The 17,361-nt window shown below is 67.9% G+C and carries 17 protein-coding genes and 2 tRNA genes; 13 read left to right on the top strand and 6 right to left on the bottom strand.

Translation table 11 applies throughout. From position 1 onward, the window contains the following. Positions 1 to 14: 14 nt before the first annotated feature. From LC068_RS03750 to metG, 6 genes are all read left to right on the top strand, one after another. Positions 15 to 1,097, top strand: coding sequence for a DUF3667 domain-containing protein (locus tag LC068_RS03750; RefSeq protein WP_226634640.1), 1,083 nt, complete (start codon positions 15 to 17; stop codon positions 1,095 to 1,097). 36 nt (positions 1,098 to 1,133) lie between these two features. Continuing rightward, entirely contained in the window at positions 1,134 to 3,209 is a 2,076-nt protein-coding gene (locus LC068_RS03745) for an acetyl/propionyl/methylcrotonyl-CoA carboxylase subunit alpha (protein ID WP_226634638.1), read from the top strand. A gap of 3 nt (positions 3,210 to 3,212) precedes the next feature. Next, on the top strand, positions 3,213 to 3,578 hold the full coding sequence (locus LC068_RS03740; protein ID WP_226634636.1) for a hypothetical protein: 366 nt from the start codon (positions 3,213 to 3,215) through the stop codon (positions 3,576 to 3,578). A gap of 9 nt (positions 3,579 to 3,587) precedes the next feature. Then, complete coding sequence (locus LC068_RS03735) at positions 3,588 to 3,986, top strand: DUF1489 family protein (RefSeq protein WP_226634634.1); 399 nt, start codon at positions 3,588 to 3,590, stop codon at positions 3,984 to 3,986. A gap of 133 nt (positions 3,987 to 4,119) precedes the next feature. After that, on the top strand, positions 4,120 to 5,478 hold the full coding sequence (locus tag LC068_RS03730; RefSeq protein WP_226634633.1) for an MATE family efflux transporter: 1,359 nt from the start codon (positions 4,120 to 4,122) through the stop codon (positions 5,476 to 5,478). An 84-nt stretch (positions 5,479 to 5,562) separates the two neighbouring features. Next, positions 5,563 to 7,266 carry a methionine--tRNA ligase gene (gene metG, locus LC068_RS03725; protein ID WP_226634632.1) on the top strand — a complete coding sequence of 568 codons (1,704 nt, stop codon included), beginning with the start codon at positions 5,563 to 5,565 and terminating at the stop codon, positions 7,264 to 7,266. Here metG and LC068_RS03720 read toward each other — a convergent pair. From LC068_RS03720 to rlmB, 3 genes are all read right to left on the bottom strand, one after another. Beyond that, complete coding sequence (locus LC068_RS03720; RefSeq protein WP_226634631.1) at positions 7,263 to 7,913, bottom strand: hypothetical protein; 651 nt, start codon at positions 7,911 to 7,913, stop codon at positions 7,263 to 7,265. The genes metG and LC068_RS03720 overlap by 4 nt on opposite strands. Before the next feature lie 109 nt (positions 7,914 to 8,022). Further along, positions 8,023 to 8,877: a TerC family protein gene (locus LC068_RS03715; RefSeq protein WP_226634630.1), complete on the bottom strand. Its 855-nt coding sequence runs from the start codon at positions 8,875 to 8,877 to the stop codon at positions 8,023 to 8,025. Positions 8,878 to 8,912: 35 nt separating this feature from the next. Continuing rightward, positions 8,913 to 9,806: a 23S rRNA (guanosine(2251)-2'-O)-methyltransferase RlmB gene (gene rlmB, locus LC068_RS03710; protein WP_226634629.1), complete on the bottom strand. Its 894-nt coding sequence runs from the start codon at positions 9,804 to 9,806 to the stop codon at positions 8,913 to 8,915. Between the two features lie 147 nt (positions 9,807 to 9,953). On the opposite strand from rlmB, the gene LC068_RS03705 reads away from it, so the two are divergent. The 4 genes from LC068_RS03705 to LC068_RS03690 all read left to right on the top strand — a co-directional run bounded on the left by LC068_RS03705 (position 9,954) and on the right by LC068_RS03690 (position 11,882). After that, positions 9,954 to 10,037: transfer RNA gene (locus tag LC068_RS03705), tRNA-Tyr, on the top strand. Positions 10,038 to 10,123: 86 nt separating this feature from the next. After that, positions 10,124 to 10,197 (top strand) — tRNA-Gly (locus LC068_RS03700). Between the two features lie 53 nt (positions 10,198 to 10,250). Next, complete coding sequence (tuf, locus tag LC068_RS03695) at positions 10,251 to 11,441, top strand: elongation factor Tu (RefSeq protein ID WP_226634379.1); 1,191 nt, start codon at positions 10,251 to 10,253, stop codon at positions 11,439 to 11,441. A 108-nt stretch (positions 11,442 to 11,549) separates the two neighbouring features. Continuing rightward, positions 11,550 to 11,882, top strand: a complete 333-nt coding sequence (locus tag LC068_RS03690) for a hypothetical protein (protein WP_226634627.1) — start codon at positions 11,550 to 11,552, stop codon at positions 11,880 to 11,882. On the opposite strand, the gene LC068_RS03685 is transcribed toward LC068_RS03690, so the two are convergent. The 3 genes from LC068_RS03685 to LC068_RS03675 are packed head-to-tail and all read right to left on the bottom strand — an operon-like array spanning position 11,879 to position 13,971. After that, complete coding sequence (locus LC068_RS03685) at positions 11,879 to 12,979, bottom strand: L,D-transpeptidase family protein (protein ID WP_226634625.1); 1,101 nt, start codon at positions 12,977 to 12,979, stop codon at positions 11,879 to 11,881. The two genes, LC068_RS03690 and LC068_RS03685, sit on opposite strands and share 4 nt — an antisense overlap. A 60-nt stretch (positions 12,980 to 13,039) precedes the next feature. Then, complete coding sequence (locus LC068_RS03680) at positions 13,040 to 13,810, bottom strand: SGNH/GDSL hydrolase family protein (RefSeq protein WP_226634623.1); 771 nt, start codon at positions 13,808 to 13,810, stop codon at positions 13,040 to 13,042. Continuing rightward, a complete protein-coding gene (locus LC068_RS03675; protein ID WP_209120656.1) occupies positions 13,810 to 13,971 on the bottom strand; it encodes a hypothetical protein in 162 nt (53 codons plus the stop codon). Before LC068_RS03675 ends, LC068_RS03680 begins: the two co-directional genes overlap by 1 nt. Positions 13,972 to 14,163: 192 nt before the next feature. On the opposite strand from LC068_RS03675, the gene LC068_RS03670 reads away from it, so the two are divergent. From LC068_RS03670 to LC068_RS03660, 3 genes are all read left to right on the top strand, one after another. After that, positions 14,164 to 15,312, top strand: coding sequence for a GNAT family N-acetyltransferase (locus LC068_RS03670; protein WP_226634621.1), 1,149 nt, complete (start codon positions 14,164 to 14,166; stop codon positions 15,310 to 15,312). Between the two features lie 18 nt (positions 15,313 to 15,330). Continuing rightward, positions 15,331 to 16,251 carry a cupin-like domain-containing protein gene (locus LC068_RS03665; protein ID WP_226634620.1) on the top strand — a complete coding sequence of 307 codons (921 nt, stop codon included), beginning with the start codon at positions 15,331 to 15,333 and terminating at the stop codon, positions 16,249 to 16,251. A 70-nt stretch (positions 16,252 to 16,321) separates the two neighbouring features. Continuing rightward, positions 16,322 to 17,185: a GIN domain-containing protein gene (locus LC068_RS03660; protein WP_226634619.1), complete on the top strand. Its 864-nt coding sequence runs from the start codon at positions 16,322 to 16,324 to the stop codon at positions 17,183 to 17,185. Positions 17,186 to 17,361: the final 176 nt, after the last annotated feature.

The following is a 17,361-nucleotide window of genomic DNA, read 5'->3' as shown; positions in this document are numbered from 1 at the left end:
CGGAGGGGGATTCGATGTCGAGCGAATTGGAAGCAGCGGCGCTCGACTCGGGCGGCGGGTTTTTGCGCTGGAAGCGCAAGCATGCGGACATTCCGCCGGGCACGCCCTGCGCCAATTGCCAGACCCCGCTGGAGGGCACCTACTGCCACAACTGCGGCCAGCTGGCCGAAGACTTCCACCGCTCGACCTGGCACCTGCTGGTCGAGGCGATTGAGGGCCTGCTGCACCTCGACGGCAAGCTGTTCCGGACCATCCCCGCCTTGGTGCGGCGCCCGGGACATCTGACGCGCGACTATCTGGACGGCAAACGGGCCTTTCAGGTCCAGCCGTTCCGCATGTTCCTGGTGCTGCTGCTGATCGTGCTGTTCGTCGGGCACTGGTCTACGTCGGTGATCGAGGCCCGGCACACGGGGGATGAGAGCCATTCGACCGTGAACGTCGTCCGTCCGCAGGTGAGCGCCGAAGAGCGTGCCGCGGCCCGGGCCGAGATCGAGGCCGACCCCGACATGCCCCCTGCGGCCAAGGCAGCGGCGCTGGCGGCCATCGACGGCGACTGGGGCAATTTCGGAAAGTCCGTAGCCGGCGCGGCGGCGGAATCGGAGCCGGACGAGATCGAGGTTCGATCCAATGTGCTGAACGATGAACAGCTGGGTGTCGTGGAGGGATGGGTGAAGTCCCGTTACGAGGCCGTGCAGCGCGATCCCGAGCGCTTTGCGCTGCTGCTGGAAATCTGGGGTCACCGGGTCGCCATTCTGGCCTTGCCGGTTTCGGCCCTGATGCTGACGCTGCTGTTCGTGTTCAACCGGCGCTACTACGTCTTCGACCATCTGATCTTTTCGATGCACTCGCTGGCGGCGCAAATGTTGCTGCTGACGACGATCTTCGTGCTGGCCACGATTATCGGCGGCTGGGCCTGGACACTGTTGTTGCTGTCACCCGTCCACCTGTTTCTGCACATGAAGGGCACCTATCAGCGCAGCACATTCGGCACTTTGGCGCGCATGGCGGTGCTGTTCGTGATGACGAACATCACCTTCACCCTGTTGGCGCTGCTGTGGCTGTATCTGGGATTCAATGACATGGCGGGCGGTCACTGAGTGGCCGAGGACGCCGCAAGGCGTTAGAGAGGCGTCATGTTCAAATCCGTTCTGGTCGCCAACCGTGGCGAGATCGCCTGTCGTGTGTTTCGCACCGCCCGTGCCATGGGCCTGCGCACCATCGCCGTCTATTCCGAGGCCGATGCCCGGGCCCCGCACGTCCAGATGGCCGATGAGGCCGTCCTGCTGGGGCCGGCGCAGGCCAGCGAGTCCTATCTGGATGGGGCGAAGGTGCTGGCGGCCGCGAGGGCGACCGGGGCCGAGGCCATCCACCCGGGCTATGGCTTCCTGTCCGAGAACGCCGACTTTGCCGAGGCGGTGAAGGCGGCGGGGCTGGTCTGGATCGGGCCGCCCCCGGCGTCGATCCGCGCCATGGGCCTGAAGGATGCGGCGAAAAAGCTGATGATCGAGGCGGGCGTGCCGGTCACGCCCGGCTATCAGGGCGAGGACCAGTCGGCGGACACCCTCAAGGCCGAGGCCGATCGCATCGGCTATCCCGTGCTGATCAAGGCGGTGGCCGGCGGTGGCGGCAAGGGCATGCGCCGGGTCGACCGGGCCGAGGATTTCGCCGATGCCCTGGCCAGCGCCCAGCGCGAGGGCCAGTCGTCCTTCGGCGATCCGCGCGTGCTGATCGAGACCTACATCACCCGGCCGCGCCACATCGAGGTGCAGGTGTTCGGCGACACCCACGGCACCGTCGTGCATCTGAACGAGCGCGACTGTTCGCTGCAGCGTCGGCACCAGAAGGTGATCGAGGAGGCTCCCGCCCCCGGCATGGATACCGCGACGCGTGAGGCCGTGACCGCCGCCGCCGTGCGGGCGGCCAAGGCTGTCAACTATGAGGGCGCAGGGACCATCGAGTTCATCGCCGATGCCAGTGAGGGCCTCAAGGCGGACCGCATCTGGTTCATGGAGATGAACACCCGCCTGCAGGTCGAGCACCCGGTGACGGAGGCCATTACCGGCGTCGATCTGGTGGAATGGCAGCTGCGCGTTGCCGCGGGCGAGCCCATTCCGCTGAAGCAGGATGAGATCGGCATCCACGGCTGGGCCATGGAGGCGCGCCTCTATGCCGAGGATCCGGAAAACGGCTTCCTGCCGTCGGTCGGGGCGCTGGAGCATTTCGTGCTGCCGCCGGCGGACATGGGCACGGGCGATCCGGAGGATATCGACGATCCGGCGGACGGGCCCCTGCTGCGGGTCGACACCGGCGTCGAGGAGGGCGGCGAGGTCAGCCAGTTCTATGACCCGATGATCGCCAAGCTGATCGTGCATGCCGAGACGCGCGAGGCGGCGGCGGACCATCTGGCCGGGGTGTGCCGCGAGGTCGAGGTCTGGCCGGTCCGGACCAATGCGGCCTTCCTCGCGCGCTGTCTGGACCATCCGCGCTTTGTCGCGGGCGATGTGGATACGGCGTTCATCGCGGCGGAGGAGGACACCCTGCTGGCGCCGTGGACGCTGGATGACGACGGCGCCCTGGCAGCGGCCGTGGCGCTGACGCATGAAGCGCGCAAGCGGGCTCTGGCAGAGGAAAGTGCGGAGACGCCGTGGGCGACCGCGCCGGAACTCGTCGGCTTTCGCCTGAACCGGCCCGCGACCCTGGCGGTGCCGCTGCGGGCGGGCGGTGAGGCCCGTGTGGTCGAGCTGACCCCGGATGGGCGCGACGGCTATGCCGGAGATCTGGATGGAGAGGCGGTGCCGGTCCAGCCGTGGCCGGGCAGCGGACCCCATGAATCCTGGTACCGGACCTCGGTGACGCTGAGCCCGGATCGGGCGCCGGTGTCCTATCGCTATCTGGCCGACGACCATGCGGCCGTGCTGTTCCGCGACGGGCGCGCCTGGCGGGTGGACGGCCGGCCTGCGGCGGCGGCCGGGGCGGCCGAGGCCGGTGACGGGGCCCTGCGCGCGCCCATGCCGGGCAAGGTGGTGGCGGTGCCGGTCAAGGCGGGCGACACGGTGGGCAAGGGCCAGGCGGTGATCGTCATCGAGGCCATGAAGATGGAACAGGCGCTTACGGCTCCGTTTGACGGCGTCGTGGAGAGTGTCGCCTATAGCGTGGGCGATCAGGTCGGGGCCGACGCCGTCCTGGCGGTGGTCACAGCAAAGGACTGAGTGATGAACCCGATTTTGGCTACTATGGCCCTTGGCACCGCCCTGCTGGGAACCCCCGCTGCGGCCCAGGCACAGGACCCTGTGCCCGAGATGGACCGCAAGGATATGGAGTGCGTCGCCCTGTTCGCCACTATGGCCGGACGTGACCCTGAGTATGTCGTCGCGGGTACGGTCGGCATGGCCTATTTCCTTGGCCGCCTTGAAGGGCGCAATCCCGGTATCAATCAGTCGGAGCGGTTTTCTAACTGGTTGCATTCTCAGGACGAAGCCGCCTTGGGGACGATGCTTGACCAGGCCGGCGAGCGTTGCGCCGGTGAGTTGGAGACGCTGGGCAGTTCGATGGTGGCGGCCGGCAGCGCGGGCGCCTGATCCCGCCGGATGCCTCTTCATATGATCAAGCTGTGTGTCGGCGTGTCCGAAGTGGAGACGCTGGAGCGGCGTGCGGCCAAGGGCGACTGGCTGACCGTGCACACGCGTATGACGCCCAAGCGGGCTGCCGAGCTGGAAGACGGCGGGTCTCTGTACTGGGTGATCAAGGGCTCGGTCGCCTGCCGCATGCCGATCGCCGACGTCTCCACGCGCGGCGAGGGCAAGACCTCACAGTGCCTGATCCAGCTGGAGCCACGGGTGATCCGCACGGCCCCGCAGGCCCGGCGCCCCTTTCAGGGCTGGCGCTATCTGGAGCCGAAGGATGCACCGGCGGACCTGTCGACCATGGACGCCGGGGATCTGCCGGAAGAACTGGCGCAGCAGCTGCGTGAAATGGGGGCGTGGTGAAGGGGAGGCAGTAGGCAGTGGGCCTTAGAGACAGGCGGACGAGAAGTCGCTAAAGCGACCGGCCCGATCGCGCCCGCTGCCCGATCAACCCTTCTATTCCCTACTGCCTACTGCCTACTGCCGCGAAGCCCCCATGCCCGTATCCCCCGCCACCCGAACCGTCCTGCGCGACCTGCTGGCCCTGGCCTGGCCGGTGGTGCTGGCGCGCATCGGCATCATGGTCATGGGCCTGACCGATGCGATCGTGGTCGGCAATTTCTCGAGCGAGGAGCTGGCGTTCCACACCCTGGCGTGGACGCCGACGGCCATCGTGGTGACCACGGCCGTGGGCCTGCTGCTGGGCGTGCAGGTCATGACTGCCCGTCGTCTGGGCGAAGGCCGCCGCGACGAGGCCGGCGCGGTGCTGCGCCGCGGGCTGGTTTATGCCCTGTGGCTGGGCGGCGGGTCGATGATCGGCCTGATGGTGCTGGGGCCGGCAGGGCTGGAGAATTTCGGCCTGGGCGAGGGTCTGGCGGAGGGCGCGCGCCTGCCGCTGATGGTGTTCGCCCTGTCGATGCCCGCCTATCTGATCAGCGTCGCCGCGCAGTTCTTCCTCGAGGCGCTGGGCAAGCCCAAGCCCGGCATGGTCGCCATGTGGGTGGCGAACGGGGTCAATCTGGGGCTGAACCTGCTGTTCGTGCCGGACCTGCTGGGCCTCGGCGTCGACGGGGCGCTGGGCTCGTCCTGGGCGACCTTCTGTGCGCGCGGCGCGCTGGCCGTCTTCCTGATCGTCTATATCCTGCGACTGCCGGAGGCGCGGGCGCTGGGCCTGTTCCGCAAGCCGGAACGCGATCCGCTGGCCGAGGCCGAGCAGCGCAAGGTGGGGTACGGCGCGGGCTCCAGCTATTTCATCGAGGTCGCGGCCTTTGCCCTGATGGCCCTGATCGCCGGCCGGCTGGGCACGGTCGAGACCGCAGCCTGGGCCGTGGTGCTGAACATCTCGGCCATCGTCTTCATGGTGCCCATGGGGCTGTCTTCGGCGACGGCGGTGCTGGTCGGACGGGCGTTCGGCGCCGCGGATGCACCGGGCGTCATGCGGGCCGGACTGGTCAGTCTGGCCGTCATTGCGGCGCTGACGCTGGTCATCGCCCTGATCGTCTGGCCGACCGCGCCATTGCTGATCCAGGCCTACAGCCGCGATCCTGAGCTGGTCGCGCTGGCGGTGCCGGCGCTGGTTCTGGCCACCCTGTTCTTCGTGGCGGACGGCATCCAGGCGGTCGCGGCCCAGGCCAACCGGGCGGCCGGCGACATCTGGTGGCCGACCATCATGCACTTCACCGCCTACGGCGCGGTGATGATGCCGCTGGGCTGGGTGCTGGCGCCGCAGATGGGCGTGAACGGCATGGTCTGGGCCATCATCATCGCCAGTCTGGTGTCTTCGAGCCTGCTGACCGGGCGGTTCATCCGGGTGGCGCGGCGAATGGTGCGCCTGGCTCCGACGCCGGGGTCGTAGGCTGGAGCATGAGGGCAGGGTGACGGCGCGCCCGTGGCCCTCTATATGCCACGCTTCCCCGAACGCTGCTGCTCCCGGACTCCCATGGCCCGCATCCTCATCACCTCGGCGCTGCCCTACATCAACGGCATCAAGCACCTTGGGAATCTGGCCGGGTCGATGCTGCCCGCCGATGTGTGGGCCCGGTTCAAGCGCGGGCAGGGGCATGAGGTGCTCTATATCTGCGCCACGGACGAGCACGGCACGCCGGCCGAGCTGGCCGCTGCCGCGGCCGGCCAGGACGTGCGGACCTATTGCGACGAACAGCACCAGATCCAGAAGGCGGCGGGCGAAGCGTTCGGCCTGAGCTATGACTGGTTCGGACGGTCGTCGAATGCGCCGAATCGACGCCTGACCCAGCACTTTGCGAAGGTGCTGGAGGACAACGGCCTGATCGAGGAACGCGTCGATCAGATGATCTATTCGATCGACGACGGGCGCTTCCTGCCGGATCGCTATGTCGAGGGCACCTGTCCGCACTGCGGCTATGAAAAGGCGCGCGGCGACCAGTGCGACAACTGCGGCCGCCTGCTGGACCCGACGGATCTGAAGGAGCCCTATTCGGCCGTCTCGGGCAGCCGAAATCTGGAGGTGCGCGACACCCGGCACCTGTATCTGCTGCAGACCAAGCTGGAGCAGCGTATTCGCGACTGGATCGGCACCAAGTCCGACTGGCAGACGCTGGCGCGGTCGATCGCGCTGAAGCATCTGGACGAGGGGCTGATTGATCGGGGCATCACCCGCGACCTGAAGTGGGGCGTCCCGGTGGTCGGACCCGACGGCGGTCCCCGCCCGGGCATGGAGGGCAAGGTCTTCTACGTCTGGTTCGACGCCCCGATCGAATACATCGGTGCCACCGAGGAATGGGCCGAGGCCACGGGGCATAGCTGGCGCGACTGGTGGCGTACCGACGAGGGCGCCGACGACGTCCGCTACGTCCAGTTCATGGGCAAGGACAATGTCGCCTTCCACACCGTCAGCTTCCCGGCGACCATTCTGGGCTCGGGCGAGCCGTGGAAGACCGTCGATACGCTGAAGGCCTTCAACTGGCTGAACTGGTACGGCGGGAAATTCTCCACCAGCCAGGGCCGGGGCGTGTTTATGGACCAGGCGCTGGAGCTGCTGCCGGCGGATTACTGGCGCTGGTACCTGACGGCCTACGGGCCCGAGCATTCGGACTCGGCCTTCACCTGGGAGCAGTTCCAGTCGGCGACCAACAAGGACCTGGCCGACGTGTTGGGCAATTTCGTCAACCGGATCGTGAAGTTCACGGAATCCAAGTTCGACGGTGTTGTGCCCGAGGGCGGCGCACTGACTGACGTCGAGCGGGACTTCCAGACCAGGATCACCCAGGCCGTGGCCGAGGCGACCGCGGCCTTCGAGGCCATGGAGTTCCGCAAGGCGGCGCAGGCCGTTCGCGCCGCCTGGGTGCTGGGCAATGAATATCTGCAGGTCGCCGCGCCCTGGACCGCCTTCAAGACCGACCCGGAACGGGCGGCGACGGCGGTGCGGTTCGCGCTCAATCTGGTGGCCCTGTTCGCGCGGCTGGCAGCCCCGATCCTGCCGTTCAGCGCGCCGCAGATCGCGGCCAGCGTCGGCGAGACGGACCTGGGCTGGCCGTCACCGGACGCGGCCTGGCTGGAGGCCGTGCCGGCCGGGCGCGCGGTGGCGCATCAGGGCGTGCTCTTCACCAAGATCGAGGACGCGCAGGTCGCCGAATGGGCGGCCCGCTTCGGCGGCGAGGGTTAGCCGACCGGAGACGACGGTGTCACGCGCTGCGCGCCAGCCCGGTCAAACTCGAACGCCGAATCTGGTCCGCCATCGCCCAGCCGAACCGTTGTGGCTACCACTTCGATTTCGCCCCCCGGACTAGCCGCCTTCATATACAAGACGCCTCCCCAGTCGGCCACGCAGACCCGAACCCGGCCGGACTGCCCCGGTGCAGAGGCCTGATAGTATTCGCATTCGTGTCCAGCGAAAGTCCCCGTCTCGCCCGTCGGCAGGGCGCCCACGCTGGCCATCATCCTGCGTTGACCGAAGGTGTTTCCCTCGGCCTCACTGATGCGCGCAGCGAGAATGTCCGAAGTGGGGTCCTCTCGCTCGAAGACCTGATCGTTCGGCGGGAGAATGGCCCAGGCAAGACCACCCTCGTAAACGACACGCATGCTGTCCGAAGGGCTTTCAAACACTTCGACCCGTCGATGTCCCCAGTCCCTCACATATTCCGTCTTGGTGGCGTTGCCTGCAACGTCCCTGGAGATGATCGTGAATTCCTGCTTGTCGAAAAGTGGAGGATTTGCTGAGGCGGTATCCAACGACGCCGGGGTTTCGTTTGTCTGGTCGCAGGCCGTTAATGAAGCTGCCGCCAGCACCCCCAATGCGACCAGTCTCTTCATGACGCCTCTCATCCGACCGCGCTCAGGGCCCGGCGGGTACCGGTTACAGTATCGCCATCCTCGGGGGCAAGAGGATGGGGGCCTGCGTCGAGCGTGAGGGACGGGTGAGCTAGTTCGCCACCGCTTCCTCTGCCGGAATCGTCTGCACAGGCGGGGCGTCTGCCGGGCTGGAAGGCACGGGCGGCGTCTTGAGGTCACTGTCCTCGGTGCGGACGCCGCGCATGTGCTTCTTCGCCTCGTCCGGACCGATCTCAAGGAAGCCCGGCGCCGAGGCGTTGTAGCTCTCCATATTGCCGGTGCGGACCACGACCGAGCGGTAGCCGTCCCAGATCATGTGCAGGGCGACGTAGAGCACGATCACCAGACCGACGTAGCCGATCCAGCGGTACTTGTTCAGCAGCTTGGCGATCCAGGTCGCAGCCACGCCCATGAGGGCAATCGACAGCACCAGGCCGAACACCATGATCCACGGGTGATCGTGCGCCGCGCCGGCCACGGCCAGGACGTTGTCGAGCGACATGGTGATGTCGGCGATCATGATCTGGATCAGGGCCGCGCCGAAGGTCTTGCGCTTGATCCCCATTTCCTCGGGCGATGCGCCGCCGCCGTGGTGCGCGGCCAGCGCCATCTCCATGGCCTCGCCAGACTCGGCCTGGTCGTGGGTGCGCTGCTCCTGCAGTTCGCGCCACATCTTCCAGCACACCCACAGCAGCAGGAAGCCACCCGCCAGCAGCAGGCCGACGATGGCCAGCAGCTGGACGGTGATCAGGGCAAAGCCGATGCGCATGACCACGGCGGCGGCCAGACCAACCAGAATGGCCTTCTTGCGTTGCTCCTGCGGCAGGGCAGCGGCGGCCAGGCCCACGGCGACGGCGTTATCACCGGCGAGGACCAGATCGATCATCAACACCTTGCCGAGCGCGGCGAGCTGACTGGCGAGTTCGGGAGAGGACAGGAATTCCATGGCGGCTCTCTAGAGCCAAAACGGGGCGGATGTCATCAGCCCGCCTGCTTGCGCGAGGCCTCGTAGAGGGCGACCGCGGCCGCATTCGAGACATTCAGGCTTTCGAAGCCGCCGGGCATGGGAATGCGGGCCAGGGTGTCGCAGTTTTCGGCGACCAGACGGCGCAGGCCGTCGCCTTCCGACCCCATGACCAGAACGGTCGGGCGCGAATCGAGGGCCTCGTCGAGGGTGGCCTCGCCCTGACCGTCCAGCCCGACAATATGCCAGCCCGCGTCCTGGAGCGTCCGCAGGGCGCGCGACAGATTGGTCACCCGCGCGCAGGGCAGACGTTCGGTGGCACCGGCCGCCGTCTTGGCCAGCGGTCCGGCAAGCGCCGGGCTGTGACGATCCTGAACAATGATGCCGCGCGCCCCGAAGGCGAGGGTCGAGCGGAAGATGGCGCCGACGTTCTGGGGATCGGTCAGCTGATCCAGCATGACCAGCAGGCCGCGGGCGGGGCGGGCCAGCTCGTCGAGATCGACGCCCTCCAGCGGCCTGACCTTGAACACCAGACCCTGGTGGACGGCGCCGGGCGGCAGCAGCCGGGCCAGCCGGTCAGCCTCGACGACCTCGACGGCATGACCGTGGAGCAGATTGTCGCGTTCCAGTTCGGTCGCGCGGTCGGCGGTGGCCATCAGGCGGCCCATGCCGCGCCGGGCCGGGTTGGCGAGCGCAGCCAGCACCGGATGGCGTCCCCAGATGAGGGAATCGGGATCGGTCCGCTCGCGGCCGCCGTCGCGGCGTCCCTCGCGCGCCGCCGGTGCCTCGCGCACGCCACCGGGGGCCGGGCGGTCCCCTTTGCGGCCCGGCTTTTCGGGGCCTTTGGGGCCACTCCGGGCAGACTGTTTACGACCGGCTTTCCAGTCGTTGCGTTCGCGGTTCGACGACACTATAAGACGCGCTCCGATTTGGGAGCCCCGGGGGTTTCCGGGTCCTTCACCCCCTCTAACGCAGGCGGAGACGGATACCGAGGCCTTTGTGACGACACGGACCTTCGCGGTGCGGGTCGGGTTCTGAACCGGGTCGACAGGCGCGCTGGGGGAATGTCCCGAGCGGCAAAGGGGGCGGACTGTAAATCCGCTGCGTAAGCTTCGCAGGTTCGAGTCCTGCTTCCCCCACCACGCGCTGCCCGACCCGCCGGAACGGTCCGGATCGGAACCGATTGTGTCGCGTTCCGGAGTGATCCGGAGCCTGCCGCATTCGTTATGCGGGTATAGTACAATGGTAGTACAGCAGCCTTCCAAGCTGAATATGTCGGTTCGATTCCGTCTACCCGCTCCAGGTTTTTGATAGCACTCAGCGCCCCTCAACCCGGGCCATCAGGAGTTTTGGCCATGGCCAAGGAAAAGTTTGAACGCACCAAGCCGCACTGCAACATCGGCACGATTGGTCACGTTGACCACGGCAAGACGACGCTGACGGCGGCGATCACGATGACGCTGGCGAAGGCCGGTGGTGCGAAGGCGATGAACTACGCCGACATCGACGCGGCGCCGGAAGAGAAGGCGCGGGGCATCACGATCAACACGGCGCACGTGGAATATGAGACGGCCAACCGTCACTACGCCCACGTCGACTGCCCGGGCCACGCTGACTATGTGAAGAACATGATCACGGGCGCCGCGCAGATGGACGGCGCGATCCTGGTGGTGTCGGCCGCTGACGGCCCGATGCCGCAGACCCGCGAGCACATCCTGCTGTCGCGTCAGGTCGGCGTGCCGGCGCTGGTGGTGTTCCTGAACAAGGTCGACATGGTCGACGACGAGGAACTGCTGGAGCTGGTCGAGATGGAAGTGCGCGAGCTGCTGAGCTCGTACCAGTTCCCGGGCGACGACATTCCGATCACCAAGGGCTCGGCCCTGGCGGCGGTCGAAGGCCGCGACGCCAAGATCGGCGAGGAAGCGATCCTGGCGCTGATGCAGACGGTCGACGACTACATCCCGCAGCCGGAGCGTCCGGTTGACCTGCCGTTCCTGATGCCGGTGGAAGACGTGTTCTCGATCTCGGGCCGCGGCACCGTGGTGACCGGTCGCGTCGAGCGCGGCATCGTCAAGGTCGGTGAGGAAGTCGAGATCGTCGGCATCCGTCCGGTCCAGAAGACGACCTGCACGGGCGTGGAAATGTTCCGCAAGCTGCTGGACCAGGGCCAAGCGGGCGACAACGTCGGCGTGCTGCTGCGCGGCACCAAGCGTGAAGACGTCGAGCGCGGCCAGGTGCTGTGCAAGCCGGGTTCGATCACCCCGCACACCAAGTTCTTGGCCGAGGCCTATATCCTGACCAAGGAAGAGGGTGGCCGTCACACGCCGTTCTTCACCAACTATCGCCCGCAGTTCTACTTCCGGACGACGGACGTAACCGGCATCGTGCACCTGAAGGAAGGTGTGGAGATGATCATGCCCGGCGACAACGCCGAGCTGAACGTCGAGCTGATCACCCCGATCGCCATGGAAGAGAAGCTCCGCTTCGCCATCCGCGAAGGCGGCCGCACCGTCGGCGCCGGCGTCGTGTCGAAGATCACCGAGTAAGCGACGGCCTCAAGCCGCGAGCCCCGGTTAAATCCGGGACGAGCATAGGCCTGAGACAAGACAGAACGGCCCCCGGAGCAATCCGGGGGCCGTTTTCGTTGGGACTGGATGAAGCCGATCTATCCGACCACGCCCGACGGTCGCTACTTCGTGGTGCGCGGTCGCCTGTGGCGCTCCACCAACCCTGCGCTGGCTCCAGAGGAGAAGGCCCGGCTGGTCAAGGCGCTCATGGCCGCACGCCGCGAGGTGGGCCGGGCGCGAAAGGCGGGCGACCGCGAGGGGCTGGCGGCGGCCGGACAGGCAGTGGACGCGGCCAAGGTGGCGCTGGGCGAGCGCGGTCCCGTGTGGTGGACAGACGGGGCGCCGGACCTCAATCGGCATATGGCGCGCACGACGCCCTATGCCGACTGGTACGCGGGCTTAGACCCTGGGGAATCCTAGGTGAAGCGCACCTCGACGCCCTGTTCCACCGCCTCGGCCAGCTGTTCGGCGTCCCAGTTGGTCAGGCGCACGCAGCCGCTGGAGGCCGTCTTGCCGATCTCCGCAGGCTCGGGCGTGCCGTGGATTCCGTAGGTGTCCTTCGACAGGTCGATCCAGACGGAGCCGACCGGATTGTTCGGGCCCGGGGGCACGATCACCTTGCTGCCCCCCTCGCCATAGCTGACCCGCGACGGGTCGTAGGTGTAGTTCGGGCGGGGTGCGACGGCCCGGACCGTGTGGGTGCCAGACGGAGACGGGGTGTCGCCGCTGCCGATGGTGGCCGGGTAGAAGGCGAGCAGCCGGCCCTCGGCATCGAAGGCGCGCACCGCGCTTTCGGCCTTGCTGACGACGATGCGGGCGACCTTGCCGTCCAAGGCCGGCTGGCCGGTCGAGGCGACGACGATGGTCTGGCCCGCACGCCCGAAATCAACGCCCGGATTGAGCGCCTCAAGCAGGGCTTCGCTCATGTGGAATTTCTCGGCCAGGGCCTCAAGCGGATCGGTGTAACCGACGGTCTCAAGCCCGGCCATGTCGGCGAGATCTTCGGGCACGGAACCGATGAAGGGGCCGGCGACGTCGGCCTGGGTGATCGTGTAGTCGGTCAGCACCCGGGCGGTGTCGCCCGAGGTCAGGCGGTCGAATACGGCGGCGTCCAGCTCGCCGTCGACCTCCATGTCGTTGGCCTCCTCGAAGGCGGCGATGGCCTGACGGGTGTTCTCGCCCCCCAGCCCGTCGACGATGCCGGGCGAGAAGCGGGTCCGGTCGAGCAGGATCTGGACGCGGACCATGGCCGGGTCGGGACTCGCCTCGTCCGGCAGTTCGCCGGAAACCGCGCCGTCCTCTGTCGGGGTGTCACCGGTGGACGCCTCGTTCTGTTCAGGAGCGGGGGGTGTGTAGGTCGCCGCCTCGATTGACTGCCGCAGGCGCGAGGCTTCGTCGCGCGCCGGGCTGCTGGCCTCGGGCGGGGAGCGGTCGCGGGAATCGTCGCCACAGGCCGCCAGCGCGAGCAGGGGGAAGGCGGCAGCGAGGGCGAGCGGACGGCGACGGCGGATGATCATGAACAGGCTCCGGGAGAGGGACCTGTCCAACCCTTCGCGAAAGGGGGCGTTCCGCAGTTTCTAGCGGAGCGCTCCCGCCAGTCCGGTCACGGTCTGGGCGGCCCAGCAGGCATAGCCGGCGTCGTTGAGGTGCAGGTCGTCGGGGCCGACGCCGCCGTGGGGCAGGGCGCCCCAGTCCGACATGGGCACGAACCGCTGGGCCACGGCATAGCCTTCGCGCTCGCCCAGATAGGTGATGGTGCCCGACACGCCCGACAGCAGGGCGTTGCGCCCGCGGAAGCCGGCGTTCTCAGTCTGCTCCGGCAGGCGCTGGGGATCGATCAGCACGACGTCGACGCCGGCGGCATCGAGGATGTCGCGGCCCCGGTCGAAGTCGGCGACGACCTGGGCGAGGGTCAGGTCCCGTAGCATGTCATTGGTGCCCAACTGCCAGAGCACGAGGTCAGGGTGGTGGGCGTCGATCTCGGCCTTGAGGCGGTTGACGGTGTCGGCCGTCGTTTCTCCGCCGATGCCGCGATTGACCACGGTGATCGTGGCGGAGGGAAAGGCCTCGCGCAGACCCGCCTCGACCAGCGGCACATAGGACAGTTCACGGGCGCTGGCGCCCACCCCCTCGATGCTGGAGGAGCCGACCGCCAGAATGGTCAGCTGGCCCGACGCCAGTGCGGCCCGGCTGCGGTCAAGCGCGCCGTTCTCGTGGAAAACCGCCCCCGCAACCGGGCAGGCGGCCGGGATGTCGAAGGCCCGGATGGGCGTGGTCGTCATGCCGGGGGCACAGGCCCCGAGCGCGAGGGGCACCAGCAGGGCGGCGACGGCAGCGGCGTGACGCATCAGTTCTCTTCGCCCGTGGCCGGATCGGTCTCGGTCTCGCCCGAGTTGCTGGAGCCCTTGGAGCCCCGCGGCTCGGTCGCCGGGCGCGGCGGCTCGCCGTCGTGATCCGGGCGCAGGTCCTCGTTTTCAGTGGAGCGGTTGTCAGGGCGGGGATCGGTCATCTCGGACTCCGTCGATGGGCAACAGTGCCCGGCGTGACCTGAACGCTCAAGGTCGCCACGCGGCTCCCGCAGCCCGGACATGTATAAGGCCCCGTTCACCATGGCTCTCAACTTCGATTCAAGGCTGCGAGTCTAGTCTTCCGTGTGAAGCGGTGCGTGCTGCGCGCGCCCGAAGGGGATGGTGGAGCCGGTATGGACAGGGGACTGAAGGTCGAAATGCTGGCGGTCGAGCGACTGTCGGCGGATCACTGGCAGCTGTGGGACGCGATGCGACAGGCCAACCCGGCGCTGTCCAGCCCCTATTTCCGGACCGAGTTCACCCGCATTGCGGCAGGGGTCACGCCGGGCGCGCGGGTGGCCGTGCTGCACCGGGGCGAGGAGGTCGTCGGCTTCTTCCCGCACCAGACCCGCGGCGGGGCGATCCAGCCGCTGGCCGCGCCGATGAATGACTACCACGGCATCATCAGCCATCCGGATACGGCGCCGACCCTGGCGCATGTGGCCGAACTTCTGGACGGCAAGCGGCTGAACGTCAGCGGATGGGTCGGGCCGTGCGGGGCCGGTGAAGCTCGCCAGGCGGTCATGGCTGTCCTGCCGGACGAGGGCTTCGAGCCCTGGTACGCCGAGCGGCGCACCGCCCAGGGCAAGTACTTCAAGGACAAGGAGCGCGCCCGGCGCAGCCTGGAGGCCGAGCTGGGACCGGTCGAGGTCCAGCTGGGCCTGCGCGATCCCGAGCTTCTGGAGCGGATCATAGGGCTGAAGCGCGAGCAGTACCGCCGCAGCGGCCTGCACGATGTGTTCGCCTGTGGCTGGACCGGTCGGCTGCTGCAGGCGCTGATGCAGTCCGAGGGCGACTTTGGCGCCTCGATCGCCGTGCTCAAGGCCGGCGACGATATCTGTGCGCTGGAATATTCCATGCACGCCGACAGCCATTATCACTTCTGGTTCCCGACCTACGTCCCGGGACTGGCGCGCTGTTCGCCCGGGGTGCTGCTGAGTCTGGAGACCATGCGGCAGGGCTCGGAGCTGGGCTATCGGGTGTTCGACTTCGGCTTCGGGGGTGAGCACTACAAGAAGTATTTCTGCAACGCGTCGCAGAGCCTGCGCGAGGCGGTGATCCAGAAGCCTGGCCTGACGGCGACGCTGGGTGGGGCCGCACTGGCGACGCTGGGCGGACTGGCCGGTGCCGGTCGGGCCGAGGCGCTTCGCACCAGCCTGCGGCGCCGCTGGGCGGCCATCGAGGCCTGCGAGGTCGATGGACTGGCGCGCGCCCGGGGCCTGGCCGTCGCGGCGCGGTCGGCCCTGCGCAAGACGCCCGACATCCTGACGGCTTCGGCCTGACCCCCGGCGGAGGACGCCATGCTGCAGAAGACCGCCCGCACCCGCTACACCGGCCCCATCGAAAAGGGCGAGGTGCATTCGCATGCCCTGGTCGATCAGGGCTTCGCCTCGGACGAGGCGCTGGCGGCCCTGCTGGACCGCTATCCGGCCGAGCTGTTCGACATCAACCTCTATGACTATGACGACGAGGGTCAGGCCCGCCTGCGGACCGGGGCGCGGGGGCGCCTGTCGGGCGCGGACCTGCTGGACGCGATCAAACAGGGGCGGCTATGGGTGAACCTGCGCTCGGTGGAGCGGGGCTGGCCCGAGCTGTGGCAGGCCGCCATGGCCGAGTTCGACACCATCCAGGCCAGCTATCCGGGACTGAAGGCGATCCGCCGGGCAGGGCAGCTGATCCTGTCGTCACCCAAGGCCCGCGTGCCCTATCACTTCGATGCGGCCGGCGTGATGCTGTTCCATATGCGCGGGCGCAAGCGGGTGTTCGTCTATCCGGGTGACGAGCTGCACCTGCCCGAGGTCGCCATGGAGCAGGTGGTCGCACGGCAGACGACCGAAGAGGTACCCTATACCCGCAGCTTCGAGGCCGATGCCCAGGTCGTGGATCTGGAGCCGGGACAGGCGCTGACCTGGCCCTTCTATGCGCCGCACCGGGTGGAGAACCTCGACCGGTTCTGTGTGTCCCTGTCGGTCGAGTTCCAGACCTGGCCCACGCGGCTGAGGAATGGCGCCCTCTATACCCACGCCGTGGCGCGGGCGAGGGGGCTGAGGCCGGTGTCGACCGATCGTCTGGGCTCGCCGGGTCTGGCGGTGCGCTGGGCGGCAGCGCAGGTGCTGCGCAAGCTGAAGGTCATGCCCGACCGGATCGCCCGCTTCGAGCGGGAGTTCGAACCCGCCGTGGGCGCGGTGGACGGTGCGGGCGAGATTAATTCGGAGTCATGACCTCGAGTTAAAATGACTTCGGGGTCCGGGCTGCGCATCCTTCCTGTCATTGGAACAGGGAGGACCTCTCATGAAAGCCGCATACATCCTGACCGCTGCCCTGCTGTCGACGACCGCGCTGGCGGGAACGGCCCAGGCGCAGGACGTGAAGATCGAGAACGCCGTGGCCCGCGTCATCGTGCTGGTCGAGGACCGCACCGACGTGGCCGTGGAGATCGATCAGGGCCGTGCCGATTTGCCGGTGCCGACCGTGCGTCGACGGGGCGACCGCATCGAGATCGAGGGCAACCTTCCGCGCCGGGCCATCCGCAGCTGCCGCTCGGGCCGGGCCGGGGGCTCCCAGCCGGGCGAGGGCGCCTCGGTTGATGTGCGGGGCAAGGGCCGCATCAATCTGGAAGACGCCACGCTGATCGTGATCCATGCGCCGCGTGACGTGGACCTGGGCGTATCGGGCGCGGTTTACGGGACGGTCGGTCGGGGCGCACGCAGCGTCGACTTCGGCAATGCCGGCTGTGGCGACTGGATGGTCGCCAATGTCGACGGGCAGGTGGATCTGTCGCTCGTAGGGTCTGGGGACTCGGTCATCGGCACCTCCGGCGCCCTGAACATCAGCATCGGCGGGTCGGGCGATGTCCGGGCCGGAGCCACCCGTGACCTCGACATTTCCATCGGGGGATCGGGCGATGTGGAGATCGCCGGCGTGAATGGTCCGGTCGATCTGTCGGTGGCCGGCGCCGGTGACCTGCTGATCCGGGGTGGCAATGCCCCGACCATGGACATTTCGATCGCCGGCGCCGGGGACGTGGAGTTCCGGGGTACCGTGGGCGATCTGGATGTCTCGATCGTCGGCGCGGGCGACGTGGATATCGACCGGGTCACCGGCCGGGTCAGCCGTTCGGTGCTGGGGGCGGGAGATATCTCCATCCGCCACTGACATCCGTCGGATTCTGCCCTTGACGCAGGCGGAATCGAACGGCATAAGCCCGCACTCTTGTTGGACCGGCTGTGCACTTCGCGTGAGTATGAAGTGCAGACGCGGTCCGCAGGAACGACCTGAGACCCTGTTCTTTGCAGCGATCCAGGACTTAAACGGCCTTCGCGGGTAACTGC

This window comes from Brevundimonas poindexterae (genome assembly GCF_020524625.1).
Taxonomy (GTDB): Bacteria; Pseudomonadota; Alphaproteobacteria; order Caulobacterales; family Caulobacteraceae; genus Brevundimonas; species Brevundimonas poindexterae_A.
This window is presented reverse-complemented; position numbering and strand designations above follow the sequence as displayed.

What these genes read in the sequence shown, in the direction of transcription:
- LC068_RS03675 (WP_209120656.1), bottom strand. Translation starts at nt 13,971, where the DNA reads ATGACCGATCCCCGCCCTGACAACCGCTCCACTGAAAACGAGGACCTG.
- LC068_RS03740 (WP_226634636.1), top strand. Translation starts at nt 3,213, where the DNA reads ATGAACCCGATTTTGGCTACTATGGCCCTTGGCACCGCCCTGCTGGGA.
- LC068_RS03745 (WP_226634638.1), top strand. Translation starts at nt 1,134, where the DNA reads ATGTTCAAATCCGTTCTGGTCGCCAACCGTGGCGAGATCGCCTGTCGT.
- LC068_RS03660 (WP_226634619.1), top strand. Translation starts at nt 16,322, where the DNA reads ATGAAAGCCGCATACATCCTGACCGCTGCCCTGCTGTCGACGACCGCG.
- LC068_RS03670 (WP_226634621.1), top strand. Translation starts at nt 14,164, where the DNA reads ATGGACAGGGGACTGAAGGTCGAAATGCTGGCGGTCGAGCGACTGTCG.
- metG (WP_226634632.1), top strand. Translation starts at nt 5,563, where the DNA reads ATGGCCCGCATCCTCATCACCTCGGCGCTGCCCTACATCAACGGCATC.
- LC068_RS03730 (WP_226634633.1), top strand. Translation starts at nt 4,120, where the DNA reads ATGCCCGTATCCCCCGCCACCCGAACCGTCCTGCGCGACCTGCTGGCC.
- tuf (WP_226634379.1), top strand. Translation starts at nt 10,251, where the DNA reads ATGGCCAAGGAAAAGTTTGAACGCACCAAGCCGCACTGCAACATCGGC.
- LC068_RS03750 (WP_226634640.1), top strand. Translation starts at nt 15, where the DNA reads ATGTCGAGCGAATTGGAAGCAGCGGCGCTCGACTCGGGCGGCGGGTTT.
- LC068_RS03715 (WP_226634630.1), bottom strand. Translation starts at nt 8,877, where the DNA reads ATGGAATTCCTGTCCTCTCCCGAACTCGCCAGTCAGCTCGCCGCGCTC.
- LC068_RS03735 (WP_226634634.1), top strand. Translation starts at nt 3,588, where the DNA reads ATGCCTCTTCATATGATCAAGCTGTGTGTCGGCGTGTCCGAAGTGGAG.
- LC068_RS03685 (WP_226634625.1), bottom strand. Translation starts at nt 12,979, where the DNA reads ATGATCATCCGCCGTCGCCGTCCGCTCGCCCTCGCTGCCGCCTTCCCC.
- LC068_RS03690 (WP_226634627.1), top strand. Translation starts at nt 11,550, where the DNA reads ATGAAGCCGATCTATCCGACCACGCCCGACGGTCGCTACTTCGTGGTG.
- LC068_RS03720 (WP_226634631.1), bottom strand. Translation starts at nt 7,913, where the DNA reads ATGAAGAGACTGGTCGCATTGGGGGTGCTGGCGGCAGCTTCATTAACG.
- LC068_RS03665 (WP_226634620.1), top strand. Translation starts at nt 15,331, where the DNA reads ATGCTGCAGAAGACCGCCCGCACCCGCTACACCGGCCCCATCGAAAAG.
- LC068_RS03680 (WP_226634623.1), bottom strand. Translation starts at nt 13,810, where the DNA reads ATGCGTCACGCCGCTGCCGTCGCCGCCCTGCTGGTGCCCCTCGCGCTC.